The organism is Streptomyces sp. NPDC001903, assembly GCF_042891345.1.
Lineage (GTDB): Bacteria > Actinomycetota > Actinomycetes > Streptomycetales > Streptomycetaceae > Streptomyces.
The window spans coordinates 22,737-45,601 of record NZ_JBIASZ010000021.1 but is presented as its reverse complement, the minus strand read 5'-3'; the positions used below and the strand labels follow the sequence as shown (position 1 = coordinate 45,601).

The 22,865-nt window shown below is 71.3% G+C and carries 26 protein-coding genes; 17 read left to right on the top strand and 9 right to left on the bottom strand.

The window, feature by feature from the left end:
* The first annotated feature begins 582 nt into the window (after window positions 1-582).
* Window positions 583-984, top strand: coding sequence for a hypothetical protein (locus ACFYZS_RS33880; RefSeq protein WP_389021217.1), 402 nt, complete (start codon window positions 583-585; stop codon window positions 982-984).
* A gap of 47 nt (window positions 985-1,031) precedes the next feature.
* On the opposite strand, the gene ACFYZS_RS33875 is transcribed toward ACFYZS_RS33880, so the two are convergent.
* Window positions 1,032-1,487, bottom strand: a complete 456-nt coding sequence (locus ACFYZS_RS33875) for a VOC family protein (RefSeq protein ID WP_389021214.1) — start codon at window positions 1,485-1,487, stop codon at window positions 1,032-1,034.
* Between the two features lie 559 nt (window positions 1,488-2,046).
* Here ACFYZS_RS33875 and ACFYZS_RS33870 point away from each other — a divergent pair.
* A complete protein-coding gene (locus ACFYZS_RS33870) occupies window positions 2,047-2,277 on the top strand; it encodes a hypothetical protein (protein ID WP_389021211.1) in 231 nt (76 codons plus the stop codon).
* A gap of 399 nt (window positions 2,278-2,676) precedes the next feature.
* Here the strand turns inward: ACFYZS_RS33870 and ACFYZS_RS33865 are convergent, their stop codons facing one another.
* Window positions 2,677-3,114 (bottom strand): VOC family protein, encoded by a 438-nt coding sequence (locus ACFYZS_RS33865; protein ID WP_389021208.1) that lies wholly within the window; start codon window positions 3,112-3,114, stop codon window positions 2,677-2,679.
* Window positions 3,115-3,447: 333 nt separating this feature from the next.
* Between ACFYZS_RS33865 and ACFYZS_RS33860 the strand changes: the two genes are divergently transcribed.
* Window positions 3,448-3,825 carry a hypothetical protein gene (locus tag ACFYZS_RS33860; RefSeq protein ID WP_389021205.1) on the top strand — a complete coding sequence of 126 codons (378 nt, stop codon included), beginning with the start codon at window positions 3,448-3,450 and terminating at the stop codon, window positions 3,823-3,825.
* A complete protein-coding gene (locus tag ACFYZS_RS33855) occupies window positions 3,822-4,175 on the top strand; it encodes a PRC-barrel domain-containing protein (protein WP_389021203.1) in 354 nt (117 codons plus the stop codon). Before ACFYZS_RS33860 ends, ACFYZS_RS33855 begins: the two co-directional genes overlap by 4 nt.
* Window positions 4,176-4,280: 105 nt before the next feature.
* On the opposite strand, the gene ACFYZS_RS33850 is transcribed toward ACFYZS_RS33855, so the two are convergent.
* From ACFYZS_RS33850 to ACFYZS_RS33835, 4 genes are all read right to left on the bottom strand, one after another.
* The gene (locus tag ACFYZS_RS33850; RefSeq protein ID WP_389021200.1) at window positions 4,281-4,577 is read right to left on the bottom strand and encodes a DUF2188 domain-containing protein; all 297 of its coding nucleotides are present in this window, start codon (window positions 4,575-4,577) and stop codon (window positions 4,281-4,283) included.
* A 223-nt stretch (window positions 4,578-4,800) separates the two neighbouring features.
* On the bottom strand, window positions 4,801-5,178 hold the full coding sequence (locus ACFYZS_RS33845; protein WP_389021493.1) for a ribosomal protein L7/L12: 378 nt from the start codon (window positions 5,176-5,178) through the stop codon (window positions 4,801-4,803).
* Window positions 5,179-5,312: 134 nt separating this feature from the next.
* Complete coding sequence (locus ACFYZS_RS33840; RefSeq protein WP_389021198.1) at window positions 5,313-5,570, bottom strand: ferritin-like domain-containing protein; 258 nt, start codon at window positions 5,568-5,570, stop codon at window positions 5,313-5,315.
* A 134-nt stretch (window positions 5,571-5,704) separates the two neighbouring features.
* Window positions 5,705-6,835 carry an NADH:flavin oxidoreductase gene (locus tag ACFYZS_RS33835; RefSeq protein WP_389021491.1) on the bottom strand — a complete coding sequence of 377 codons (1,131 nt, stop codon included), beginning with the start codon at window positions 6,833-6,835 and terminating at the stop codon, window positions 5,705-5,707.
* Between the two features lie 221 nt (window positions 6,836-7,056).
* Here ACFYZS_RS33835 and ACFYZS_RS33830 point away from each other — a divergent pair, with 221 nt between their 5' ends.
* From ACFYZS_RS33830 to ACFYZS_RS33815, 4 genes are all read left to right on the top strand, one after another.
* Window positions 7,057-7,530, top strand: a complete 474-nt coding sequence (locus tag ACFYZS_RS33830; protein WP_389021488.1) for a MarR family winged helix-turn-helix transcriptional regulator — start codon at window positions 7,057-7,059, stop codon at window positions 7,528-7,530.
* Window positions 7,531-7,740: 210 nt separating this feature from the next.
* The gene (locus tag ACFYZS_RS33825) at window positions 7,741-8,196 is read left to right on the top strand and encodes an NUDIX domain-containing protein (protein ID WP_389021195.1); all 456 of its coding nucleotides are present in this window, start codon (window positions 7,741-7,743) and stop codon (window positions 8,194-8,196) included.
* 86 nt (window positions 8,197-8,282) lie between these two features.
* The gene (locus tag ACFYZS_RS33820; protein ID WP_389021193.1) at window positions 8,283-8,516 is read left to right on the top strand and encodes a hypothetical protein; all 234 of its coding nucleotides are present in this window, start codon (window positions 8,283-8,285) and stop codon (window positions 8,514-8,516) included.
* Window positions 8,517-8,543: 27 nt separating this feature from the next.
* Window positions 8,544-9,107 (top strand): hypothetical protein, encoded by a 564-nt coding sequence (locus ACFYZS_RS33815; protein ID WP_389021190.1) that lies wholly within the window; start codon window positions 8,544-8,546, stop codon window positions 9,105-9,107.
* 91 nt (window positions 9,108-9,198) lie between these two features.
* Here the strand turns inward: ACFYZS_RS33815 and ACFYZS_RS33810 are convergent, their stop codons facing one another.
* A complete protein-coding gene (locus tag ACFYZS_RS33810; RefSeq protein WP_389021188.1) occupies window positions 9,199-10,392 on the bottom strand; it encodes a PP2C family protein-serine/threonine phosphatase in 1,194 nt (397 codons plus the stop codon).
* Window positions 10,389-11,996, bottom strand: a complete 1,608-nt coding sequence (locus ACFYZS_RS33805) for an ATP-binding protein (RefSeq protein WP_389021185.1) — start codon at window positions 11,994-11,996, stop codon at window positions 10,389-10,391. Before ACFYZS_RS33805 ends, ACFYZS_RS33810 begins: the two co-directional genes overlap by 4 nt.
* A 115-nt stretch (window positions 11,997-12,111) precedes the next feature.
* Here ACFYZS_RS33805 and ACFYZS_RS33800 point away from each other — a divergent pair, with 115 nt between their 5' ends.
* From ACFYZS_RS33800 to ACFYZS_RS33770, 7 genes are all read left to right on the top strand, one after another.
* Window positions 12,112-12,948: a response regulator gene (locus ACFYZS_RS33800; RefSeq protein ID WP_389021182.1), complete on the top strand. Its 837-nt coding sequence runs from the start codon at window positions 12,112-12,114 to the stop codon at window positions 12,946-12,948.
* A gap of 90 nt (window positions 12,949-13,038) precedes the next feature.
* Window positions 13,039-13,269, top strand: a complete 231-nt coding sequence (locus tag ACFYZS_RS33795; RefSeq protein ID WP_389021179.1) for a DUF5133 domain-containing protein — start codon at window positions 13,039-13,041, stop codon at window positions 13,267-13,269.
* A 93-nt stretch (window positions 13,270-13,362) separates the two neighbouring features.
* A complete protein-coding gene (locus tag ACFYZS_RS33790; RefSeq protein WP_389021176.1) occupies window positions 13,363-14,160 on the top strand; it encodes a hypothetical protein in 798 nt (265 codons plus the stop codon).
* A 158-nt stretch (window positions 14,161-14,318) separates the two neighbouring features.
* Complete coding sequence (locus tag ACFYZS_RS33785) at window positions 14,319-14,633, top strand: hypothetical protein (RefSeq protein ID WP_389021173.1); 315 nt, start codon at window positions 14,319-14,321, stop codon at window positions 14,631-14,633.
* 247 nt (window positions 14,634-14,880) lie between these two features.
* Window positions 14,881-15,552 (top strand): 2Fe-2S iron-sulfur cluster-binding protein, encoded by a 672-nt coding sequence (locus ACFYZS_RS33780; protein ID WP_389021171.1) that lies wholly within the window; start codon window positions 14,881-14,883, stop codon window positions 15,550-15,552.
* Window positions 15,549-16,559, top strand: coding sequence for an FAD binding domain-containing protein (locus ACFYZS_RS33775; protein ID WP_389021168.1), 1,011 nt, complete (start codon window positions 15,549-15,551; stop codon window positions 16,557-16,559). The genes ACFYZS_RS33780 and ACFYZS_RS33775 overlap by 4 nt, the downstream gene beginning before the upstream one ends.
* 37 nt (window positions 16,560-16,596) lie before the next feature.
* Window positions 16,597-18,750, top strand: coding sequence for a xanthine dehydrogenase family protein molybdopterin-binding subunit (locus tag ACFYZS_RS33770; protein WP_389021165.1), 2,154 nt, complete (start codon window positions 16,597-16,599; stop codon window positions 18,748-18,750).
* Window positions 18,751-18,867: 117 nt separating this feature from the next.
* On the opposite strand, the gene ACFYZS_RS33765 is transcribed toward ACFYZS_RS33770, so the two are convergent.
* The gene (locus tag ACFYZS_RS33765; protein WP_389021162.1) at window positions 18,868-19,947 is read right to left on the bottom strand and encodes a LacI family DNA-binding transcriptional regulator; all 1,080 of its coding nucleotides are present in this window, start codon (window positions 19,945-19,947) and stop codon (window positions 18,868-18,870) included.
* A 403-nt stretch (window positions 19,948-20,350) separates the two neighbouring features.
* Between ACFYZS_RS33765 and ACFYZS_RS33760 the strand changes: the two genes are divergently transcribed.
* Window positions 20,351-21,700, top strand: coding sequence for an ABC transporter substrate-binding protein (locus tag ACFYZS_RS33760; RefSeq protein ID WP_389021159.1), 1,350 nt, complete (start codon window positions 20,351-20,353; stop codon window positions 21,698-21,700).
* Window positions 21,701-21,843: 143 nt separating this feature from the next.
* Complete coding sequence (locus ACFYZS_RS33755) at window positions 21,844-22,863, top strand: carbohydrate ABC transporter permease (protein ID WP_389021156.1); 1,020 nt, start codon at window positions 21,844-21,846, stop codon at window positions 22,861-22,863.
* Window positions 22,864-22,865 lie beyond the last annotated feature (2 nt).

Genomic DNA, 22,865 nt, shown 5'->3' with positions numbered 1-22,865 from the left:
CGATGAGTGAGCGTGGGAACAAACGTGAACCGTTGCCCGTTCAACTGAATGTGGGTGCGGGAAGGGATGAAGTCCCCGGGCCCAACCATCCGCCTGTGGGGAAGATCGTTCGGCTGAAGCCCCGCAGTGCCCACCGCCGTGAGGCGACCACCCTTCCCGCACCTCACCCCTGATCGCCCTGGCCGGCCTTCCCCCCCCGGCCTGCTGGGGCCGCCCCGACCTGTTCCCACCCCCCCCGGGACAGGTCGGGGCCCTTTCGTATGCGGCGCAGCGGCGCCGGCGCGAGCCCGAAGGCGGCGGGCATGGAGCCCGCCCCGCAAGCGCCGGTCGCGGCCACGCGGGTGACCTCCGCCCGGCCCGCGGCCCTGCAGCGCCGCGGGGCATGCGCGCCGGGCGAAAATGCGTGGGCCGGTTCCCCTGTTCTTCGTGGCTGTCGGGCGCCCGTGCTCCTGTCATCGACCGGCGGTCACCAGCGATCGGGCAGCGTATGAACGCGTCCGTTCGTCCGCCAGGAGCATGGTGCCGGCACGCTCGCTTGCCACCGGACTGCCCGGTCCCTGACCGCATCGTGAGGAGACCCCTGTGACCGGCCCGACCGCCTTTTCGGAGAGCTCGCTTGATGCCCTGCACCGTCTGAGGGAGAGGCGAGAGATCAACACCGTGAGCCTGCGCCACGCGGACGTGCCGGGTGTCCTGGTGCCCGATGTCGAGGGAAACCTGACCCACGAGGAGCTGGTGGGGGCCCTGCCCGCGGACGACCCGCGGTTGATCGTCCACGAGCTGGCCTTCGCCAGTCCCGAGGGCACGCGCCGGAACGTGCAGCTGTTGATCTTCTGGATGCCGCCGGACGCCGGTGAGCAGGAGGAGACGTACACGGCGGCGTATGCGGCCCTGAAGGAGCTCCTCGCCGATGTTCATGTCCACGTCACGGCCAGGCAGGCGGACCATCTGGAGTACCGACGACTCGTCGCCCTGGCCGGCTGAAGACGCTCAGGTGCCCCCCGGACGCCGGCGCTGCCTCGCAACGACCCTCAGACGACGTCGAATTCGTTGCCCTCGGGGTCCTGCATGGCGGTGGCGTAGAACCCCGTGTCCGGCTCGTCCTTGATCCGCAGCACGGTGGCACCGGCTTTGACCAGCCGTTCCACCGTGGCCTTGACCCGCTGTGTGCGGACGTCCAGTGGGACGTCACGGCCCCCGCCGGCCTTCAGGTCGAAGTGCCAGCGGTTCTTGGCGACCTTCGGCTCCGGAACCTGCTGGAACCACACCCTCGGTCCGCGACCTGCGGGATCGATGATCGACTCCGGGACATCCCCGGCACCGGCCGGCAGCTCTGCCTCGGGCACCCCCATCGCCGTCCAGTAAGCACGCCACGTGGCGTAGCCGCCCGGCGCAGGCTCAGGCACGTAGCCCAGGGCCTCCGCCCAGAAAGCCACCATTCTCTGCGGATCGGAGCAGTCGATCGTCAGCTGCACTGTCATTTCCATGCCCGGAGCATCCCAGGCAGGTCTGACAGCCGATCCGCTGTGGCGACAGGCCCTCGCGGCCGTGGGCCCCGGGGGGGCTGCGGCGGTTGCCGCCGGCTGCCGTGTCGCGCGGCGGGGCGACGAGGGTGCGTGCCGGGCTGCTGCCGTCGGGTCCGTTGCCCGGGGGCGGCGGTATGAGCGCCGTCGTCGGGGGTTCGCCGGGCGGTCTCGGGTTCCCGGCGGCGAGGGGCCGGGAACCCGGGGCGTCCGGGTTCCGTACGGATCCGGGCGGCAGTCCGTCGTGCGAGCGGGCCTGCCGTATGACGCCGGGGGGAATGGCGGCATGCGGCGGGGCCCGCTCCGGAAGCGCCCCCGCCGCCGGGGGCAGCTTCCTGTATCCACGCGTCTAACCGGACTGCCTCCTCCCAAACGCCTTCCCTTGCAGGAGTTCTGAGAAGACGTCAAGGGTGACGGCGGCCGCCCTGCTCTCGCGACACGCGACCGGCGCCACTCCGTCGCCGTTCGGCGCACCGGAGCAGCCCCGGATGCCGTACCGCACGGCCCGCCGCACTCTGGTTGCATGACGGACCAGACGGAGATCGTTGTCCACCCCGTGTCGCCGCAAGGCGGTCGCAAGGTGACCGTGCACGCGCTCGGCGTGGACGCGGACCTTGGCCGGGCCTTCACTCCCGCAGACGTGTCGGAATTCCTGCGCCGGGCGGGTCTGGAGGATGTGGACCTGTCCGAGGACGGGCCGGTCCGGTGGGAGGGGGGCGGCCCCGAGGTGTGGGGCCAACGCCACACGGCCTGACCCGGCCGGAGGATTTCCATGGCGGTCGTGCGGGAGGCCGTCCTCGCCCGCGTCCGTGCTGGATGTCGGCGGCGGCCCGGGAGTGCATGCGCGCTGGCTCACCGACCGCGGCTACCGGGTTCTTGTCGTCGACTAGGTGGAGCGGCACGTACGACAGGCCCGCGAACAGGGTCTGGCGGCGGTCGTGGGGGACGCGCGGCATCTCGACCACGCGGACGGTTCGATCGACGCTGGACTCACCCACTGCCGCTCTGGACATCGCGACGACCGGGCTGCGCGTCCGCCGGAACGGCCCCGCCACGTACCGCCGCGCGCCGCCCAAGGGCTTTGCCTCGGCGGCGTCGGAGACCCTCGTCCCGGTCGTGAACCGTCCGTCTGCTCATTGACCCCGATCAGCCGTCAGTTCTTCTTCAGTTCCTCGGCGAGCATCACGAGGATGCCGCTGGGGCCGCGGAGGTACGTGAGCTTGTACACGTCCTCGTAGGTCGCCACGCCACGCAGGGGATGGCATCCGTGCTTCGCGGCCGTCTCAAGGGCTTTGTCGATGTCGTCGACCGAAAAGGCGACGCGATGCATGCCGATCTCGTTGGGGCGAGTGGGCTCCGACTCGATCGCTTCGGGGTGGATGTACTCGAAGAGCTCAAGGCGGCCGTGGCCGTCCGGCGTCTGGAGCATCGCAATCTTGGCGTGATTGCCATCAAGGCCGACGGCGGTGTCGGTCCACTCGCCACTGACCGTGTCACGGCCGACGACCGTGAGGCCGAGATCGGTGAAAAAGGAGATCGCCGCTTCGATGTCGCGGACGGCGATGCCGACGTTCTCGAGTTTGATGGCCATGCGTCGCATGCTACCGAGCCCGGCAGATCGCGTGCGGGGGTGCGGCCTCCGTCGCAGCCCTGATGGCCAAGGCCGCACCCCTTGCCACTGTCTACCCCAATGGCGCGGCCCCATGTGTGTTCCGCGTGCGTTTTAGCACGTCAGGTGCTGTGGTCACCTGGGAGCGGCCGAGCCGTCCGCGCGGCGGCACCCGCCCGAGGCCCAGCCGGCGGCAGGGAGACCTGCGCCGTGCGGGTGCCGTCCCCCCTCGGCTCCAGGGGGTGCGCGGCGGGTTCCGGCCGGCCGGGCCCCGCAGGCGCGGACCTCTCGTCGTACCCGGGTGAGGTATCCCTCGTGGGTTCACTCGGTACATACGCGCTGATTTTCGTGTATTTCTTGACGCGCGTCGGCCAGGCGCCGGACGATGTTGGTGGAGAGCAGTGGCAGCCCCAGAACGTGTGGGGAGCAGTGATGACCATGACCATGAACACCGACCGGCCGAGCGCCCGGGTGAAGATGACCGGCACGCGTGAGGACCCGCGCCCGAAGCTGCTCCTTGATCAGGGCGCCGAGGTGGACGAACACGGCCGCCGGCCAGGAGTCCCGTCCCGGACCGGCACGGGCAGTGGCCCGCCCGCCGACCCGGACCGCGTCGACCGCGCCCGTAGGGAGGGCAAAGACCGGAAGGCGGCGGGTGAGGAGCCTGCTCTTGAGGAAAGGGGTCTGTTGTGACCGAGTTCGACATCTGGGTATACCGTCCGGGCACGGGCCATGAGCCCGGCACCGACATCGTCGGCTACAAGGTCGAGGCCACGGACGGCAGCATCGGCAAGATCAGCAAGCACTCCGAGGACGTCGGGGCCTCCCACGTCGTCGTGGACACCGGGGTGTGGATCTTCGGCAAGCACGTATTGCTGCCCGCCGGGACGATCAAGATGATCGACACGGTGGAGGAGAAGGTCTACGTCGACCGGACCAAGGACCAGATCAAGGACGCCCCCGAGTTCGACGAGTCCAAGTACGACGGCGAGCCGACCTACCTGGAGCAGTTCGGCCGCTACTACGGCCAGCCCCACATGTAGCCGGGCAATGCGTGGCGCGGTCCCGCGCCACGTGGCGCGGCCACGCGGCGGCGCCGCCACGAAACAGCGCCCGGGCCGCACGCCACCCGTGCGGGGCCCGTTCGACTAGAAGACGCCTCCGGGTTCTCCTGCCCTGCGGCCGCGCTCGGCGGGGGGTACCGCGAGGATGTCTCCGTAGGTGTATGCGGTGCGGATGTGCCCGTCGCGCGCGTGGACCATGATCTGCGCGGGCGTGTGCTCCTTGGCGTGGCGGCGCGCGGAGTCGATGGCCTCCTGCTGAGTGCGGTGCGGCTCGTGGAGCCGCCGACGTCCTTCCCTGCCCTCGACCTGCCACTTCACTCCCGCGGCCGCCGCCCGCTCGCCGGAGGGTGAGACGTGGTAGACGGTCCGTTTCGCTGCCATGATCCTTCTCCTCGCCTGTCGGGCTTCCACCCGCACGGCTTCTGCCCGCCCCGGCGGCCCCAAACCCGCCCCGTCCGGCAGCGTCCGGCGCGCGCCGGGCCGGCTCGGGGCCGCGGCGCGGGGAAGGGCCTGCGCGGCGTCGGTGAGCATCACGCATCAAGGGATGATCCGGCGGGCTGAAGGAAGCACCCAGCCCTGTCTCTCAGACCGAGCTGGGCCCAGCTCAGATTGCAGCGGGTGAGCCACTCGCCCAGCAGACCTCAAGGGGCCATGGTTCGGTGCACTGCGCTGAGTTGACGGGGAAGGCCCCCCGTCTGATGGGGCGGCCGCAGCAATCGCAGAGCAGCATGGTGCGGGCACCCGCGTCGTCAAGGATCCCCGCCGCCTCATCCGGGGCATCGAGCCGGGCGGCCGCCGTGATCTCTACGGGTGCGCCGGCGATGAGAAGTCTGCTGTTCCAGAGACTGAGGCCGGTGATCGTCCGTATCGCATGGACTGCCTCCATTTTCCGGTCTCCTGCTTCTGTCAGCAGCACACGGAATCCTGGCTCTTCCACGTACCCCTCCCGGCCGTCCCACGAGCTGTCCGGCAAGTGAACCATCACCACAACTGCTGAGCGTCGTGGGCGGGCGGACGATTCGTGCAGCACGCCGTCGCCGGTCCCGCATCGCATCAGTGGTCACCAATCGGACAGGCATGTGCGATCAATCGATCAGCCTGCCGAAGAGGCGCGCGCTAGCAGTTCTCGCTGATCACGTCCTCCAGCTCCGACAGCGACGCGCGCTCCTCCTCGATCTTCTTCCTGAGCACTTCCAGCGTCTGCTTCAAGGCGCTGATCTGGCTCTGGTCCGGATTCGCCTGCGCTTCCAGCTCGGTGATCCTGTTCGCGACCTCGGACGCGTGCTCCTGGGTCTTGGCGATGCTCGCCTTGAGCTCCTTCGCCAGGCGCTTCATCAGCTGGCAGCCACTCTCCCCGGCCATCGGTGGGTTCACGTCGCCACTCCTTCGTCGCCGCGCCCCGCCGCCGGGGCGTCCAGGCGGCCAGTATCGAAGCCCCTGTCCGCCCGCACCCGGCGGAGTAGGCCGTACGGACGCCGGACGCCCTGTGGCGGGGGCGCCGCCGCCCGCTACCGGCTGAGCGACTTGAGCGCCGCCGCGTCGTACGGCTGCAGCTCGTCGAAGCGGTTGCCGAGGACCTTCGCCGCCCACTGCGGGTCCTGGAGCAGTGCCCGGCCGACGGCGACCATGTCGAACTCGTCGCGTTCCATGCGGTCCAGGAGGTTGTCGATGTCCCCGAGGGCCGCACCCTCGCCGGCGAAGGCGCGGATGAAGTCGCCGTCGAGGCCGACCGAGCCGACGGTGATGGTCGGGCGGCCGGTGAGCTTCTTGGTCCAGCCCGCAAGGTTCAGGTCCGAGCCCTCGAACTCCGGGAGCCAGTAGCGCCGGGTGGAGGCGTGGAAGGCGTCGACGCCCGCCGCCGCCAGCGGGGCCAGGATCGCCTCCAGCTCCTCCGGGGTCTGCGCGAGCCGGGCGTCGTAGGCCTCCTGCTTCCACTGCGAGTAGCGGAAGATCACCGGGAAGTCGGCCGCGACGCGCTCGCGGACCGCGGCCACGACCTCCGCCGCGAACTTCGTACGGGCCACGGCGTCGCCGCCGTAGCCGTCGGTGCGGCGGTTGGTCCGCTCCCACAGGAACTGGTCGAGCAGGTAGCCGTGGGCGCCGTGCAGTTCGACGCCGTCGAAGCCGATCCGCTCCGCCTCCGCGGCGGCGTCGGCGAAGGCGCCGATGACGTCGTCGAGGTCGGCGCGGGTCATGGCCTTGCCGGTCCCCTCGGTGCCGTCGACGCGGATGCCGGAGGGGCCGACGGCGGGGGCGTCGGCGTACGGTGCCTCGCCCTGCTTGCGCACCATGCCTATGTGCCACAGCTGGGGAACGATCGTGCCGCCCGCCTCGTGCACGGCCGCGGCGACCTTCGCCCAGCCCGCCAGCTGGTCCTCGCCGTGGAACCGCGGCACCCGGTCGCTCTGCCCGGCGGAGTCGTGGCCGACGTAGGTGCCCTCGGTGACGATCAGGCCCACACCCGCGGCGGCGCGGCTGGCGTAGTAAGCCTGCACGTCCTCGCCGGGTACGCCGCCGGGGGAGAACATCCGCGTCATCGGCGCCATCGCGATGCGGTTGGGGACGGTCAGTCCGTTCAGCTCGACGGGCCGGGACAGGATCTCGGCCGCGCGGGAGGCGGTGGACGTGGTGACGGTCATGTGCGGGTCCTCCGGGTTGAGGCTGTGGCTCGTCGGGGTGACGACGAGAAGTGCATAGTACACATGCTGTGTATCATGCACATTACTGCCCGGTCGTGGTGCGGTGCCGTCCGCAGCCCGAGCCGTGCGGGGGTCCGGCGGCCCCGGGGTCACCGGTCCGCGATAATGGAGCGTCGGAAGGAGCGGGAGGCGCAGTGCTGGAGAAACTGGAGCGGGAGCTGATGCTGCTCTCGCGGCACCAGGTGCTGGCCCGGCGCGAGCGCGACCCCGAACGCCTGGAGCGTTCGGCGTACCTGCTGCTCTGCCGGATCGACACACAAGGCCCCATGTCCATCGGGCAGTTGGCGGAGGCCTTCGGGCTCGATACCTCGACCGTGAACCGTCAGACGGCCGCGCTGCTGCGCTGCGGTCTGGCCGAGCGCGTCGCGGACCCGGACGGCGGCATGGCCCGCAAGCTGCGCATCACCGACGAGGGCGGGCGCCGGCTCGCCGAAGACCGTGAGGTCAACCGTTCCTGCCTGGCCCGGGTGGTGGCCGGCTGGTCCCCCGAGGAAGTGCGGGAGCTGGAGGACGTACTGGTCCGGCTCAACCGCAGTGCCGAGGCCCTCGAAGGACGGTACTGGCCGCGCGCGGAGGAGGGCGACACCCGCTCCGCGTGCCTGCCGCCGGTCCCGCGCGAGTCCCCGGCCTCGTAGAGGCCGTAGAGCTCGTGGAACCCGTGGGAACGGCCACGGCTCGCCCTGTGGCTCCTTCCCGGACTACGGCCCGTGCCGGGGCGGCCGTGTGTACGTGCGTACGTGCCGGATCATGGACGTGTGCTTGCGCGTTCGGGCTGCGGTCCGTGAGGCGGGCATCCCGGCAGAGATCTCTTCTGCCGGAGAGGTTTCTTCTCCGAGGAGTCATTCATGACCGCATCCGTCGGCCGCGCGAGTGTCACTGCGTCCGCCGCCGCCATCGTCCGGGACGAACAGGGCAGGGTGCTCATCGTCAACCCGGTCTACAAGGAGCGGTGGAACCTGCCGGGCGGCCACATCGAGGAGGGCGAACTCCCCGCCGCCGCCGCGCGCCGTGAGGTCCGTGAGGAAATCGGCCTGGACGTCGAGATCGGGGACCTCCTCGTGACCGCCTGGGTGACCAGGGCGGAAGGCTCGCACGTCTTCTACGTCTTCGACGGCCCCGAGTTGAGCCCGGAGCAGCGACAGGCCATCACGCTCCAGGAGTCGGAGATCGGTGAGATCCGTTTCTGCATGCCCGAGGACATCTCGCCCAGCATGATTCCGCCCTTCGCCCTCGCCATATGGCGCAAGGCCCTCGCGGCCCGTGAGGACGAGCGCGCCTCCTACCTCGAACTCGCCCTGTAGGCGGTGCCCCCACGCATGGTCCGTTCTGCGCCTCGGCCTTGATGGCCGCGCGCTCCAAGCACGAAGGTCTCGAAGAGGAAGGGAAGATGGCCGCAATCGTCTATTTTCGGAAGGTGGCGGAGACCGAAGAGGTCGTGGAGTACGCGTTCGGTGACGCCCCCGACGACTTCGACCGGCGCCTGACCGTGGACAAGGCGTCCTGCACTTCGACCGTCCAGGACGCGCGGATTGACCACACGTTCCTGAAAGCATCACGGAAGCTCTACGCCCTGCACGAGGAGCGGGGCGGGTGGCCGGAGCGGGGGATGAGCGTGAGCTGATCGGGGGATTCCGGTAGCGTCCGTTCCATGATCGTCCTTGATGCCCTCGCCCGGCTCTGCCCGCCGCCTGCCGATGCGCCTCCCGCGGTGGACTGGGCGAAGGCCGAGCGAGTCCTGGGTACGGCCCTGCCCGCCGACTACAAGGAGCTCGTCGAGACGTACGGCGACGGCGTCTTCGACGAAACGGTCTGGCTGCTCGTCCCCGACTCCGCCTACAGCGACTGCGACCTGCACGCGCAGACCGCGGAGAGGGACGAGATCCTGGCCGACCTGTGGGAGTTCGAAGCGAAGCCCGCAGCCTTGCTGGAGACCGGGGCGCGGGTCCTGCCGTGGGCCTTCGAGGAGGGGACGGGGGCGTTCCTGTACTGGCTGGTGCGGCCCGGGCAGCATCCCGACGAGTGGACCGTGCTCTACAACGAGGGGCGCGGCCCGCTCTGGGAGCACCACGACACGGGATGCTCCGCGTTCCTGCTGGCAGTGCTCACGCGAACGGCGGAAACGGACTACTTCGGCCACCTCTACGAAGTGCTGAAGCCGACGGAGCACCGCTTCGAGACGGCCGACCAGACCCTCGGAGCGTCTACTCCGTGATCAACCTGTCTCCTCCACGCGGTTCATGTCCGTGTTCGATGTCAAGCGCCTCGAACACCTCGAATGCCTCGATCGCCCGGCAGCACCGCACCTACCGGTAACCCCAGCCGAGACGGAGTACCGCGAGGTCGTCTGTGTGTCTTCCGGCGTTGAGCGCTCTGGTCTGGCGGATGAGGCTGTCCAGGTGCGCCGCGGGGTCGTGGGACGGCGTGGTGTTGATCAGCGGCAGAAGCCCCTCGATGCCGAGCCGGCCGCCGGCGTCACCGTTGTGCCCTTCCGTGAGCCCGTCGGTGTAGAGGGTGAGCGCTCCGGCGTCCGGGAGGGGGACGACCGTGGCGGGCCAGTCGCCGTGGCCGGGGACTATGCCGAGCGCGATGCCGTGCTCGGCGGGCACCTCCAGGGTCTCCTCCGAGGTGGTGAGAAGGGGTTCGTGGTGGCCCGCCAGGTAGAGGGTGGCCGTGGAGGCCTTCTGGTCGAGGGTGAGCAGGGTGCAGGTGGCGAAGAGGGGCTGGGTGCCGCGCTCCGCCACCAGCAGTCGTTCCATGAGGTGCAGCAGTTCGGTGCCGTGGTGGCCGGCCAGGACGAGCGAGCGCCAGGCGATGCGCAGGCAGACGCCGAGGGCGGCGGCGTCGGGACCGTGTCCGCTGACGTCACCGACGACGGCGTGCAGCAGGCCTTCGTCGCCCTCGACGACGTCCAGGAAGTCGCCTCCGAGCAGGGCTCGTTCCGCGCCGGGAAGGTAGCGGGTGGTCACCGTGACGGTGGAGGTCTCGAGGAGGGGACGGGGCAGCAGTCCGCGTTCCAGACGGGCGTTCTCCTCCGCACGCTGCCGGGCCGATCGGGCTTCGGCCGCCGCGCGTTCGGCGTGGCTCCGGTAGACGGCGTAGCGGACCGTGCGGCGCAGCAGGTCGGCCTCGACCTTGCCCTTGACCAGGTAGTCCTGGGCGCCGGCGGCCATCGCCTCGGAGCCGGCCTGCTTCTCCGACAGGCCGGTCAGCACGATCACCGCGGTGTGCGGGGCCATGGTGCGGACGGTGGTGACCGCATCGGTGCCCGACACGTCGGGCAGGTGGAGGTCGAGGAGGATGCAGTCGACGGCACGGGCCGCGAGTTCCGAGCGGGCTTCGGCCAGCGAGGTGCTCGTGGTGAGCTCGAAGCGCAGCTCGGTGTCGTAAAGGAGTTCCTCGACGAGCAGGGCGTCGGCTGCGTCGTCCTCTATGAGGAGGATGCGGTAGACCGGTTCGTTCGTGGCGATGTCGCCGATGTGGGGAATGGTCGCGGTCATGGCGCCTGCTCCGGGGTGGCCCGGGTCGCTTCCGCGATGGTCGAAGACGACGGGACCGGGGGAGGGTCGGAGGCGAGGGTGAAGCTGATGCGTGTCCCGTCCCGGTATTCCGGGTCGACGGCGATGGTGCCGCCGTGGAACTCGACGATCTTCTTGCACATCGCCAGGCCGATTCCGCTTCCGGGATAGACGTCCTTGGTGTGGAGCCGCTGGAAGATCACGAATACCTTCTCGGCGTACTCGGGAGCGATGCCGATCCCGTTGTCGGTCACCGTGAACCGCCACAGCTCCCCGTCCCGGACAGCGGTGACACGGATCTCCGGTGCCCGGTCGGGGCGGCGGAACTTGACCGCGTTGCCGATCAGGTTCTGCCAGAGCATGCCCATCTGTGTGGGATCGGCGACGATGGCCGGCAGCGGATCGTGCGTGATCGACGCGCCCGCCTCCTCGATGCCGACGCTCAGTGCGGCCAGGGTCCGCTCCAACACCGTGTCGAGGTCGATCTTTTCGGGATCGTGGTGGACACGGCCCACCCGGGAGAAGTCGAGAAGGTCGTTGATGAGGGTCTGCATACGGTTGGCGCCGTCGACCGCGATGCCGATGTACTGGTCCGCCTTCGCGTCGAGCTGGCCTCCGTAGCGCCGCTGGAGAAGCTGCGTGAAGCTGGAGACCTTGCGCAGCGGCTCCTGCAGGTCGTGGGAGGCGACGTAGGCGAACTGCTCCAGCTCGGCGTTGGACCGCTGCAGGTCGGCGGTCTGCACGTCCAGGCGCCGCCGGGCTTCCTCGCTGAAGGCCAGCTCACGCACCAGCTGACGGCGCATGAAGTCGATCTCGCCGCTGAGGCGCCGCAGGTCCGCCGGACCGGCCGAGGTGATGGGATGGCCGAAGTCGCCGCCGGCGACGGTGCGGGCGTCCGCCCCGAGCTGCTCCAGCGGCCGGGTGATGCCGCGGCGCAGTCCTTCGAACACCAGGCCGGTCATGAGGGCGATCACGGCCGCGATCGCCGCGAACAGCCCGTTCCGCAGCCTCATGGTGGCGGCGAGGTCGGCCCGGGTCCGGGCCCGCTCCGCGCGCAACCGCTCCTGCTGGCCGGCCATGGCCTGGCGCAGGGTGTCGAACGCGGCCTTGGCCTCGGCCGCGCGTTCGGTGGCCAGGGGCGAAGGCGCCCCGGGCGGTGAGGCGGCGACGGGGCGGGCGATCCTCTCCTGCCACCGGGAGAGCGCGTCCTGGACGGTCTTCAGGTCGCCGAGCGCGCGGGCGTCGCCGTCCAGGAGTTGGGCGAGCTGTGCGGCGTACGTGTCCTGATCCTTGAGGCCCCGCTGGTAGGGCTCCAGGAACTCCGGGGTCCCGGTGAGGCCGTAGCCGCGGATGCCCGTCTCCTGGTTGAGGAGGGCCGATTCCAGGCGGAACGCGGTGGACAGTGCGGGAGACCGTACGTCCACGAGCTCGTCGCTGATCGTCGCCGTACGCGCCAGCACCCACGCCCCGGTCACACCGAGCACGGCCAGAACCGCCAGCGACACGGCGACCCCGACACGGAGCCACCGCCGGGTCGTCCACGCGGAGACCCTCCGCGCACGCGCAGGCCTCGTCTTGCCGGTCATGTTCCGAATCCCCTCCCGAGACGGCCGTCTTGAACAGAAGGCGCAGCGCACACTGTAGAGGGCATCGGACAACAGTTGTTGTCGCTCGTCGGGTCGGGGGCCTAGGGTGCGGGGTATGCCCGGCAAGAACTTCCACCTCCGGACCACCCCGAAGGAGACGGCCGCCGTCGCCGATGCGGCTGTCGCCGACCTCGCCCGGCGCCTGGCGCTCCGGCTGCAGAAGGACCTGTCCAACCCGACGGCGGAAGAGCGCGCGCAGGCCCTGGCCCTCCTGCATGTACTGGACCACCTTCACGAGGCCGCTGAACGGCTGCAGCGCGTGGCGGCCGCGGATGCAGCGCGCGCCGGAGCCGGATACCCCCAGATCGGCCGCGCATGCGGCATGACCCGACAGGGCGCCCGCCGCCGCTGGCCGGGGCTCTTCGACCACACGAGCCACGCCGGCCATGCCGGCCATGCCGGCCATGCCGACGACACCAGCCACACCAACCGCACCGACGAAGCAACCACGGAGCAATTGACGATGAACGCCCCCGCCCGCCCGTTCGACGTCCTGCTCGTGGAAGACGACATCGCCGACGCCATGCTCATCGAGGAGGCACTCTCCGAGCGCGGGGCCCGCAACCTCGTCCAGGCCACCGACGGTGTCGCCGCCCTCGAGCACCTGCGCAACCCCGACAGTCCGCGCCCCGACCTCATCGTGCTCGACCTGAACATGCCCCGCATGAACGGCCGCGAACTGCTCCGCATCCTGAAGAGCGACGCCGACTTGCAGACCATCCCCGTCGTCGTCCTCACCACGTCCTCCGCCCCCGACGACGTCGCAGGCGCCTACACCAGCCACGCCAACGCCTACGTGACGAAGCCGGTCAATCTGGACGAGTTCGAGCAGGCCGTCCAGAGCATCGACTCCTTCTACCTGGACACCGCGACGCGCCCGCCCCGCGCCTGAGACAACCGGGGGAAGGGCGGCCGGGGTTGGACGGTGATCGACGGGGTATGCGACGGCCACCTGATCGAACCCCGGCGAAAGGCGACCCCCATGTTGATGGCTCACCCGGCCGTGCTGCCCGGCCTCGTCGACCGCTACTGGGCGCTGTCCGTACTCGATGCCGCTGAAGGCGACTCCCCGGTCCGCAAGGAGATCGCGGACGTCGAGCGGGCCCTGTGCGTGTCCACCGGCACGACGGACGTGCACGCCGCATTGATAGCCGCCCGACACCACCTGCCGGGCACGGGCCCGCTGGACGACTCCGTACTCGCCGCCGGCTGACCGGTTCAGCCGCAAGCCGCGCACGCGGGAACGTACTCACGCCGCGGACGGGCCCCTTGCGGTGTCGGTGGTCGCGGCAGGGATCATGGACGGGTGCGCGAAGAATCGAACCCGGTGTCAGGGCTGTGGCCACTCGTTTCGTCCGATGCCACCGACTGGCTGCTGGAACTGTGCGGCGACGGTGTCACGGGGTTCATGCCGCCGGCGATGCCCGACTCGGTCTGGGTGCTCAACGCCATGTACGAGCACGAGCGGGGCCCGACCGGAGTGTCGTACCACGAGTACCGCCAGGCCCGTCTGGCGGACGGGAGCGTCCGCCCCGACGCCTTCGCGGGTATCGACCTCGAAGTGGGCATCGCCACGGGAGGGGGCCTGGGCCGCGCGCAGCACCCCGGCCGCGGCTGGAGGCGGTTGCGCTGGGCGGAACTCGCCCGACGCACCGGCGATCCCGTCGTGCCCGATGGGCTGTTGCCCTCTCTCCGCTGTTTTCCCTCTGCCAAAAGGGAGGGCAGCTGGCCACTGGGCATCGTCCCGCCCACCGAGGGCAGCCTGGACCGTGACACCTGGAACAGGCTGATCTCGGTCCTCACCGAACACGGCCCCGCCGGCCCGGACACGCCCTGCCTGGCCTACTACAACCCGCTGATGCTCGCGGCCGTCGACTTCGACAACCTCCATGTGCGGGCCGGCCGCCTCGGGGACGCCGGGCTCCTCTACGACAATCCCGAAGCCGGCTTCAGCCCCTCCAACCTCTGGGCGCAGGACCGCTCATGGGTCCTGTGCACCGACTACGACCTCTGGGGCACGAAGCTCGCCGGCCCGCCGGCCCTCGTCGAAGCGCTGCTGAACGACCCCGAGATCGAGGCCGTACGACTGCCCTGGGCGCCCTGAACCGCAGGTGGAGCAGGGAGCTGTCCCGGCCGCAGTCCGGTCCGCGTACAGCTCCTGGTCGTGGGGGCGGGTGTCGAGGCGATGGCGGGGTATGCGCGCCATGGCGACCCCGGACCGCGTCGACATCCAGGCCCAAACCCAAGGAGAAGACCGCCGCCATGAAACAGCAGACCACTGAAAAGGCCTCCCTGATCGCCGACCGGATCCGCGAGAAGGCGGGACAGGCCGCTCAGCTCGTGAGGGACAAGACCCCCGACCCCGTCCTGGACAAGACCGCCCACGCCGCGGCGCAGGTGTGGGACAGCGCCGCCCGCGTCGGCCACTACGCGGCGGGCAAGGCCCCCGACCCGCTGCTGGAGAAGGCCGGCCGGGCCGCGACGGTCGCAGGCAGGAACCGCACGCCGCTCCTGCTCGCCGGCGCCGTGGTCATCGCGCTCGCGCTGGTGCGCCGCAGCCGCGGACATCGCCGATGAAGACCTCCGAGGCCGCCTACAAGGGCGCAGGCTGAACCGTCTCTGCCCGCTGGCCGTCCGACCCGGACGCGACCGGCACGAACGTCGAAAGCGTGCGGGTGCCGCGCGAGGACCGACAGCGGCGACGACACCGTAGGCCGTACGGGGGAGGTCGGCGGGGGCGTGCGGCGCGCTCGGGCGTGCGAGGGGCCAGGCTGGGCAGCCGAAGGGACATTCCCTCCCCGAACGGACGTCAAGGGAGCTCGTCGTGGCCCACGCAACCGACCCGCCCGCCCGCCGGCCCGCTCCCGACGGCAGCCCCGGACCGGCGCCGCTCACGCCGGACGACGCGCTCGCCGGGGCCGCCGCCCGCTCCCACGTGAGCCTCCGCGTCAACGGGGTCCACCACGACCTCGACCTGGACCACCGGGTCACGCTGCTCGACGCCCTGCGCGAGCACCTGGACCTGACCGGCGCCAAGAAGGGCTGCGACCACGGGCAGTGCGGTGCCTGCACCGTCCTGGTGGACGGCCGGCGCGCCAACAGCTGCCTGCTCCTCACCGTGGCCCTCGACGGCTGCGACGTCACCACCGTCGAGGGCCTGGCGGGCCCCGACGGCGCCCTGCACCCGCTCCAGCGCGCCTTCATGGAGCACGACGCCTTCCAGTGCGGCTACTGCACCCCCGGCCAGCTCTGCTCCGCGGTCGGCGCGCTCCGCGAAGCCGCCGCAGGCCACCCCTCGCACGCCACCGCCACCGCCACCGCCACCGCCGCGGCCCCGCCCGCGGTCGGCCCCGCCGTGCTGACCGCCGAGGAGATCAGGGAACGGCTCAGCGGGAACCTCTGCCGCTGCGGCGCCTACACGGCGATCGTCCGAGCCGTCGCCGACGCGGGAGCCGATGCCGCGGCCACCGCGACCGGCGCGGAGGTGACCGCGTGAAGCCCTTCGCCTACGTACGCGCCACCAGCCTCCAGGCGGCGGCCGACGCCTACGCCGCCCACCCCGGCTCCCGCTACCTCGCCGGCGGCACCAACCTCGTGGACCTGATGAAACTCGGCGTCGAGACCCCCGGCACCCTCATCGACGTCTCCCGCCTGCCGCTGGACGAGATCCGCGAGCTCCCCGACGGCGGCCTGCGCGTCGGCGCCACGGTCCGCAACAGCGAACTCGCCGCCGCCCCCGTGGTGCGCACCCGCTACCCGCTCCTCAGCCGGGCGCTGCTCTCCGGTGCCTCCGGCCAGCTGCGCAATGTCGCCACCACCGGTGGCAACCTGCTCCAGCGCACCCGCTGCGGCCATTTCCAGGACCTCTCCAAACCCTGCAACAAGCGCGAACCAGGCAGCGGCTGCGGGGCCCGCGACGGCCTCCACCGCGACCACGCCGTACTCGGACACTCCGAGCACTGCATCGCCACCCACCCCTCGGACATGGCCGTGGCCCTCGCCGCGCTGGACGCCGAAGTCGAGCTGTACGGCGCGACGGGCACCACCCGTACCGTCGCGGCCGCCGAGTTCCACCGGCTCCCCGCGGACCGGCCCGAGCAGGACACCGTCATCCGCCCCGGCGAGATCATCACGGCGGTGATCCTGCCCGCCCCCGCGCCGGGCGCCCTCTCCCTCTACCGCAAAGCCCGCGAACGCGCCTCGTACGCCTTCGCCCTCGCTTCGGTCGCCGTCGTCCTCGACCTCGACGACGGCCGGGTGCGCCGGGTCGCCCTCGCCTTCGGCGGCCTCGCCCACCGGCCCTGGCGCGCGACCACCGCCGAGGCCCGGCTGACCGGCGCCGTACCGCACCCCGACACCGTCCGCGCGGCCGTCGACGCCGAACTCGCGCAGGCGAGGCCCTTGCGCGACAACGCGTACAAGATCCCGCTCGCCCGCAACCTCGCCTGCGACGCCATCGCCGAGCTGGCCGGCACGCACCCCGGTTCCCCCGCCACGCCGTAGCGGCGCCGCCGACGCGCCGACCAGGAACAGGACCACGATGAGCCCGACCTCCGCCACCCTCGCACCCACCGCCTCCGCCCCCACCGCTCTCGGCGCCTCCGTCCCGCGGCGCGAAGGCCGCGAGAAGGTGACCGGCGCCGCCCGCTACGCCGCCGAACAGCACCTGCCCCTGCGGGCCTACGCCTGGCCGGTGCCCGCGACCGTCGCCCGCGGCCGGATCACCGCCGTCGACACCACCGACGCCCTCGCCCTGCCCGGCGTACTGGGCGTCCTCACCCCCTACGACGCGCCCCGCCTGGGCCCCTCCGACGACCCCACCCTGCAACTCCTGCAGGACACGCGGGTGCCGCACCGCGGCTGGTACGTGGCACTGGCCATCGCCGACACCCTGGAGGGGGCGCGGGCCGCCGCCGACGCCGTGCGCGTCACGTACGAGAGCGAGCCGCACGACGTCACGCTGTACGAAGGGCACCCGGGCCTGTACACCCCCGAGCAGGTCAACGGCGGCTACCCCGCGCACCGCGAACAGGGCGACCCCGACGCGGCGTTCGCCGACGCGCCCGTACGCGTCGACGTCCGCTACGCGGTGCCGCCGCTGCACAACCACGCCATGGAGCCGCACGCCGCCACCGCCGACTGGGACGCCGAAAGCGGCCACCTCACCGTGTACGACTCCTGCCAGGGCACCACGGTGGTGCGCAATGTACTGGCCGGACTGTTCGGGCTGGCGCAGGACCAGATCACCGTCGTGGCCGAGCACGTGGGCGGCGGTTTCGGCTCCAAGGGCACACCGCGCCCCCACGTCGTCCTCGCCGTGATGGCCACCCGCCACTGCGGACGCCCGGTCACGGTGTCCCTGCCCCGACAGCACATGGCCGCCACGGTCGGGCACCGCGCGCCCACCCTGCACCACCTCCGGCTCGGCGCCCGCCCCGACGGCACTCTCACCGCCCTCGTCCACGAGGTCACCACGCACACCTCGCAGATCCGCGAGTTCGTCGAACAGGCCGCCGTGCCGGCCCGGGTGATGTACGCCGTCCAGGACAGCCGCACCACCCACCGCGTCACCGCGCTCGACGTGCCCACACCCTCCTGGATGCGTGCCCCCGGCGAAACCCCCGGCATGTACGCCCTGGAGTCGGCCATGGACGAGCTGGCCGACGCCCTCGGCATGGACCCCGTCGAGCTGCGCGTGCGCAACGACGCGTCCACCGAGCCCGACAGCGGCCGCCCGTTCAGCACGCGCCACCTCGTGGAGTGCCTGCGCGACGGCGCACGCCGGTTCGGCTGGGCCGGGCGCCGGCCGCCCCGCCGCGAGGGGCCGCTCCTCATCGGCACCGGGGTGGCGGCCGCCACCTACCCCGTGTACATCGCCCCCTCGGGCGCCCGGGCCCACGCCCGCCCCGACGGGAGCTACCTGGTCGAGGTCAACGCCACCGACATCGGCACCGGCGCCCGTACGGTCCTGGCCCAGATCGCCGCCGACGCCCTGCACGTCCCGCTCGACGAGGTCTCGCTGGCCATCGGCAACAGCGCGCTGCCGCCCGGCCCCGTCGCGGGCGGCTCCACGGGAACGGCGTCCTGGGGCTGGGCGGTCCACGACGCGTGCACCGCGCTGAGCGACCGGCTCGCCCGGCACCACGGGCCTCTGCCCGCCGCGGGGCTCTCCGCGTCCGCCGACACCACCCAGTCCGCGAAGCAGAAGTCCCCTTACGCGCGCCACGCGTTCGGCGCACACTTCGCCGAGGTCCAGGCCGACACCGTCACCGGCGAGGTACGCGTCCGCAGGCTGCTCGGCGTCTACGCGGCCGGCCGCATCCTCAACCCGCGCACCGCCCGCTCCCAGTTCATCGGGGGGATGGTGATGGGGCTGGGCATGGCGCTCACCGAGCACAGCGCGCTCGACCCCGCGTTCGGCGACTTCGCCGAACGGGACCTGGCCTCCTACCACGTACCGGCCAACGCCGACGTCCCCGTCATCGAGGCCCACTGGATCGAGGAGCACGACAAGCACCTCAACCCGATGGGCAGCAAGGGCATCGGGGAGATCGGCATCGTCGGCACGGCCGCGGCGATCGGCAATGCCGTGTGCAACGCCACCGGCCGGCGGCTGCGGGAACTGCCCCTGACCCCCGACCGGGTCCTGGCCGCCCTCGAAGCAGGGCCGGAGGCGGCGGGCCGCGCCGGATGACGGCAGGGGCAGCGCAGTCGCGGATCTCCGGGCAGGCGCGCCGCCCGCGGGTGACACCTCGCAGGTGGGAACTCCGGTGCGGTACGGAATCGAGGTTCCGTACCGCTCCGGAGGCGGTCAGGTGGAATCCCGTACCACCAGTTCGACCGGGAGGATCCGGCGCGGCTCCTCGCCCCTGCCCCGCCTCGGGGTAGCGCCGGCCACGGACTCGTCGACGATCTTCCCGAGCAGCAGCCGCGTCATCGTGCGGCCCATCTCCTCGATCGGCTGGCGCACGCTCGTCAGGGGCGGATCCATCAGCCGCGCCACCACCGAGTCGTCGACCCCGACGAGGGCGACGTCCTCGGGGACCCGTCGCCCGGCCTCGCGCAGCACCCCGCGCGCGCCGGCCGCCATCACGTCGGAGGCGACGAAGACCGAGTCCAGATCGGGGCTGCGCTCCAGGAGCTCGCGCATCGCGCGTGCGCCGCCCTCCTCGGTGAAGTCCCCGGTCGCCACGAGCGACTCGTCGGGCGTGATCCCCGCCTCGGTGAGCCCCGCGCGGTAGCCGCCCAGGCGCGCGCGGGCCACGTACATGTCGAGCGGCCCGCTGATCGTCGCGATCCGGCTGCGGCCCCGTCCCGCGAGGTGGGCGACGGCGGCCAGGCCGGCGCCGATGTTGTCGGAGTCCACGTAGTCGACGCGTTCGGCCTCGGAGCGCCGCCCGTTCATCACGACCGGCAGCCCCAGCCGCGCGATCCGGTCGGGCAGCGGGTCGTCGCCGTGTACGGATGCCAGCAGCACGCCGTCGACCCGCTGGGCGGCCAGGTACTGTTCGAAGCGCTGGCGCTCGGCCTCGGTCCGGACCAGGGTGAGCAGCAACTGCTTGTCCGCCTGGGCGAGTTCGGCGCTGACCCCGCGGATGAGGTCGAGGAAGTACGGCTCCGAGAAGATCCTTGCCTCGGTCTCCGGGATGACGAGGGCCACGGCGTCGGTCCGGCTGCCGGCCAGCGCCCTGGCCGCCTGGTTGGGCACGTACCCGAGCTCGGCGACGGCTCGGGCGACCGCTTCCTTGGCCTGCCGGCTCACCCGAGGCGAGCCGTTGATGGCCCGGGAGACCGTGCCGCGGCCGACGCCTGCCAGGGCCGCGACCTCTTCCAGGGTGGGCCTGCCGTTCTGCCGTCCGTTCACGACCCTCGAACTCCCCTCGTGCGCCATCGCACTCTCGCCGGGCGCGGGCCCGGCCGGCTGGTCAGGTACATCACGTACGTCGGGCAAGGAGACGGAGTCCACCCGTCGTGGCGGCCCATGTTACGTCGACGGGATGTGGGAGCGCTCCCAGATCATCCTCGATTCCCTCGCACATGTCACCCGCCGTTCTCAATTCGGCCGGGACGAGGGGGAGATGGGTCCGGATCGGCGCCCGCACATGAATACGTGCACACCTCTTGACACCCGTACCCGCCGGCCAGCAACCTTCCGGCAACGGAGTGGGAGCGCTCCCATGCAGGGATGCGACAACGCCCTTCACATCCGGTCCGGGCGGGCCCCTCGCCGAGCCGCGAACGACCCCCGGATCCCCTGGCGCACAACGAGCACCACCTTGGACGAGGAGAGTGGAATGCGCACTTCCAGCAGCAGACGCGGACGCCGCACCGCAATGACCGCGATCGCCGCGGCCGCCGCCGTCGCAACCGGCGCAACCCTGCTCACCGGTTGCGGCGGCGACGACGGCAAGGGCGACGGCGCGGCCGGCGGCGGCCGGATCACGCTGCGCATCGGGACCTTCGGGTCCTTCGGCTACGACGACACCACGGGGGCCAAGCTCTACGCGGAGTACGAGAAGGCCCACCCCGACATCAAGATCGAAGAGTCGAACGTCGCCGACGGCCAGAAGTACTGGGACACCCTCAAGCTGCGCCTCTCCCGCAACAGCGGTCTCGCGGACATCCAGGCCCTGGAGGTGGGATACATCGCGGAGGCGACCGGGCCCGCCATGGCGGACAAGTGGACCGACCTCGGCAAGACGGGCGGCGCGGACCTCGGCGCGTTCCTCGACTGGAAGGTCAAGCAGGCCACCACCGGGGACGGCAAGGTCATCGGCCTCGGCACGGACATCGGCCCGATGGCCATCTGCTACAACAAGGACCTCTTCGCCCAGGCCAAGCTGCCGACCGACCGCACGGAGGTCGCCAAGCTGTGGGCGGGGGACTGGGCGAAGTTCCTCCAGGTCGGGGAGGCGTACAAGAAGAACGCCCCCGCCGGGACCGCCTTCCACGACTCCGCGAGCGGCCTGTTCAACGCCGTGGTTTCCAGCGAGCCGGTGCAGTACGCCAATGCCAAGGGCGAGCTGGACTACGAGAAGAGCCCGGGCGTGAAGCGGGCGTGGGACACCGCCGTGGCGGCGGTCCAGGCCGAACTGACGGCAAAGCTGCGCCAGTTCGACGAGAAGGGCACCTGGAACGCGGCCTTCAAGAACTCGAAGTTCGCCACCGTGGCCTGCCCGAGCTGGATGACGGGGATCATCAAGGAGCAGGCGGGCCCGGAGAACCAGGGGAAGTGGGACGTCGCGGCGCCGCCCGTGGCGGGGAACTGGGGCGGCTCGTTCCTCGCCGTGCCCAAGTCGGGCAAGCACGCCAAGGAGGCGGCCGAGCTGGCCGCCTGGCTCACCGCTCCGGCGCAGCACGCGAAGGTCTTCGGCGTGAACGGCAACATCCCGTCCACCAAGGACACGCTCACCTCCCCGACGGTCCAGGAAGCCAAACTGCCGTACTTCGGTGACACGCCGATCGGCAGGATCTACTCCGAGGCCGCCGTCGGCATCACGCCCGCGCCCATCAGCCGGTGGGACGGCCAGGTGAAGACCTTCCTCACCGACAACGGCATCCTCGACATCGAGCAGCGCGGCACCGACCCGGCGAAGGCCTGGGAGAACGTCAAGAAGCTCGTCGACGACAAGATCGACAAGTAGCGGGCGCGCGCGACGGCCCACCGGCACCCGCCGCCGTCCCGCAGGCGGCGGCGGGGCGTCGCCTCAAGCCACCACACCCGTACCGACCCAGCAGACATAGGCCCCCCGCACCACTGCACGCATCGACCTGGAAGGACGCCCCCGTGGCCACCTCCGTACGGGCGACCAGTGGCGAATCCCCGCCGCTCGCCGCACAGCCCCCAGGGCCCAGCGCCGGCTCGCGCGAGCACCGGCCCTCCGGCCGGAGCGGCGTGCGCAGCACGCTCCACCGCCTCGATCTGAAGGCGGTCCCGTACGTCTTCGTCGCCCCCTTCTTCCTCACCTTCGTGGCCTTCGGCCTCTTCCCGCTGATCTACACGGGCTGGCTCTCCCTCCACCGGGTCGAGCTCGGGGGCAGCGCGCAGTGGAAGGGGCTGGAGAACTACAGCTCCCTGGCCGGTAGCGAGTTCTTCTGGAACGCACTCGCCAACACCTTCACCATCGGCGTGCTGTCGACCGTTCCCCAGCTGCTGATGGCCCTCGGCCTGGCGCATCTGCTCAACCACCGCATCCGCGGAAGGGGGTTCTTCCGCGTCGCCGTCCTGGCCCCGTACGCCACCTCCATCGCGGCGGCGACGCTCGTCTTCGCCCAGCTCTTCAACACGGACTACGGCCTGATCAACACGGCCCTGGGCCTGTTCGGCTTCGACCCGGTCGCCTGGGAGTCCTCCAAGTGGGCCGCGCAGATCGCGATTTCGGTGATCGTGACCTGGCGCTGGACGGGCTACAACGCGCTCATCTACCTGGCGGCGATGCAGTCCGTGCCGCAAGAGCTGTACGAGGCCGCGGCGCTGGACGGAGCCTCGCGCCGGCGCCAGTTCCTCAGCGTCACCATCCCCTCCATCCGGCCGACGATCCTGTTCACCGTCATCGTCTCGACGATCGGTGCCACCCAGCTCTTCGGCGAACCGATGCTCTTCGGTGGCAGCGTCGGCATCAGCGGCGGCAGCGGGAACCAGTTCCAGACGCTGAGCCTGCTCATGTACGAGAAGGGGTGGGTGACCGGCGCCCTGGGCCAGGCCTCCGCCATCGCCTGGGTGATGCTGCTGCTCCTCCTGCTCGTGGGGGGCGGCCATGCCCTGATCTCCCGCTCGAAGAACAAGCGCAGGAAGGCGGGGAACTGACC

Excerpts from the sequence above, each read along its gene's own strand:
- ACFYZS_RS33875 (WP_389021214.1), bottom strand. The coding sequence starts at position 1,487 with ATGGAAATGACAGTGCAGCTGACGATCGACTGCTCCGATCCGCAGAGA.
- ACFYZS_RS33870 (WP_389021211.1), top strand. The coding sequence starts at position 2,047 with ATGACGGACCAGACGGAGATCGTTGTCCACCCCGTGTCGCCGCAAGGC.
- ACFYZS_RS33865 (WP_389021208.1), bottom strand. The coding sequence starts at position 3,114 with ATGGCCATCAAACTCGAGAACGTCGGCATCGCCGTCCGCGACATCGAA.
- ACFYZS_RS33850 (WP_389021200.1), bottom strand. The coding sequence starts at position 4,577 with ATGGCAGCGAAACGGACCGTCTACCACGTCTCACCCTCCGGCGAGCGG.
- ACFYZS_RS33845 (WP_389021493.1), bottom strand. The coding sequence starts at position 5,178 with ATGGTTCACTTGCCGGACAGCTCGTGGGACGGCCGGGAGGGGTACGTG.
- ACFYZS_RS33835 (WP_389021491.1), bottom strand. The coding sequence starts at position 6,835 with ATGACCGTCACCACGTCCACCGCCTCCCGCGCGGCCGAGATCCTGTCC.
- ACFYZS_RS33830 (WP_389021488.1), top strand. The coding sequence starts at position 7,057 with ATGCTGCTCTCGCGGCACCAGGTGCTGGCCCGGCGCGAGCGCGACCCC.
- ACFYZS_RS33825 (WP_389021195.1), top strand. The coding sequence starts at position 7,741 with ATGACCGCATCCGTCGGCCGCGCGAGTGTCACTGCGTCCGCCGCCGCC.
- ACFYZS_RS33820 (WP_389021193.1), top strand. The coding sequence starts at position 8,283 with ATGGCCGCAATCGTCTATTTTCGGAAGGTGGCGGAGACCGAAGAGGTC.
- ACFYZS_RS33815 (WP_389021190.1), top strand. The coding sequence starts at position 8,544 with ATGATCGTCCTTGATGCCCTCGCCCGGCTCTGCCCGCCGCCTGCCGAT.
- ACFYZS_RS33810 (WP_389021188.1), bottom strand. The coding sequence starts at position 10,392 with ATGACCGCGACCATTCCCCACATCGGCGACATCGCCACGAACGAACCG.
- ACFYZS_RS33805 (WP_389021185.1), bottom strand. The coding sequence starts at position 11,996 with ATGACCGGCAAGACGAGGCCTGCGCGTGCGCGGAGGGTCTCCGCGTGG.
- ACFYZS_RS33800 (WP_389021182.1), top strand. The coding sequence starts at position 12,112 with ATGCCCGGCAAGAACTTCCACCTCCGGACCACCCCGAAGGAGACGGCC.
- ACFYZS_RS33795 (WP_389021179.1), top strand. The coding sequence starts at position 13,039 with ATGTTGATGGCTCACCCGGCCGTGCTGCCCGGCCTCGTCGACCGCTAC.
- ACFYZS_RS33785 (WP_389021173.1), top strand. The coding sequence starts at position 14,319 with ATGAAACAGCAGACCACTGAAAAGGCCTCCCTGATCGCCGACCGGATC.
- ACFYZS_RS33770 (WP_389021165.1), top strand. The coding sequence starts at position 16,597 with ATGAGCCCGACCTCCGCCACCCTCGCACCCACCGCCTCCGCCCCCACC.
- ACFYZS_RS33765 (WP_389021162.1), bottom strand. The coding sequence starts at position 19,947 with ATGGCGCACGAGGGGAGTTCGAGGGTCGTGAACGGACGGCAGAACGGC.
- ACFYZS_RS33760 (WP_389021159.1), top strand. The coding sequence starts at position 20,351 with ATGCGCACTTCCAGCAGCAGACGCGGACGCCGCACCGCAATGACCGCG.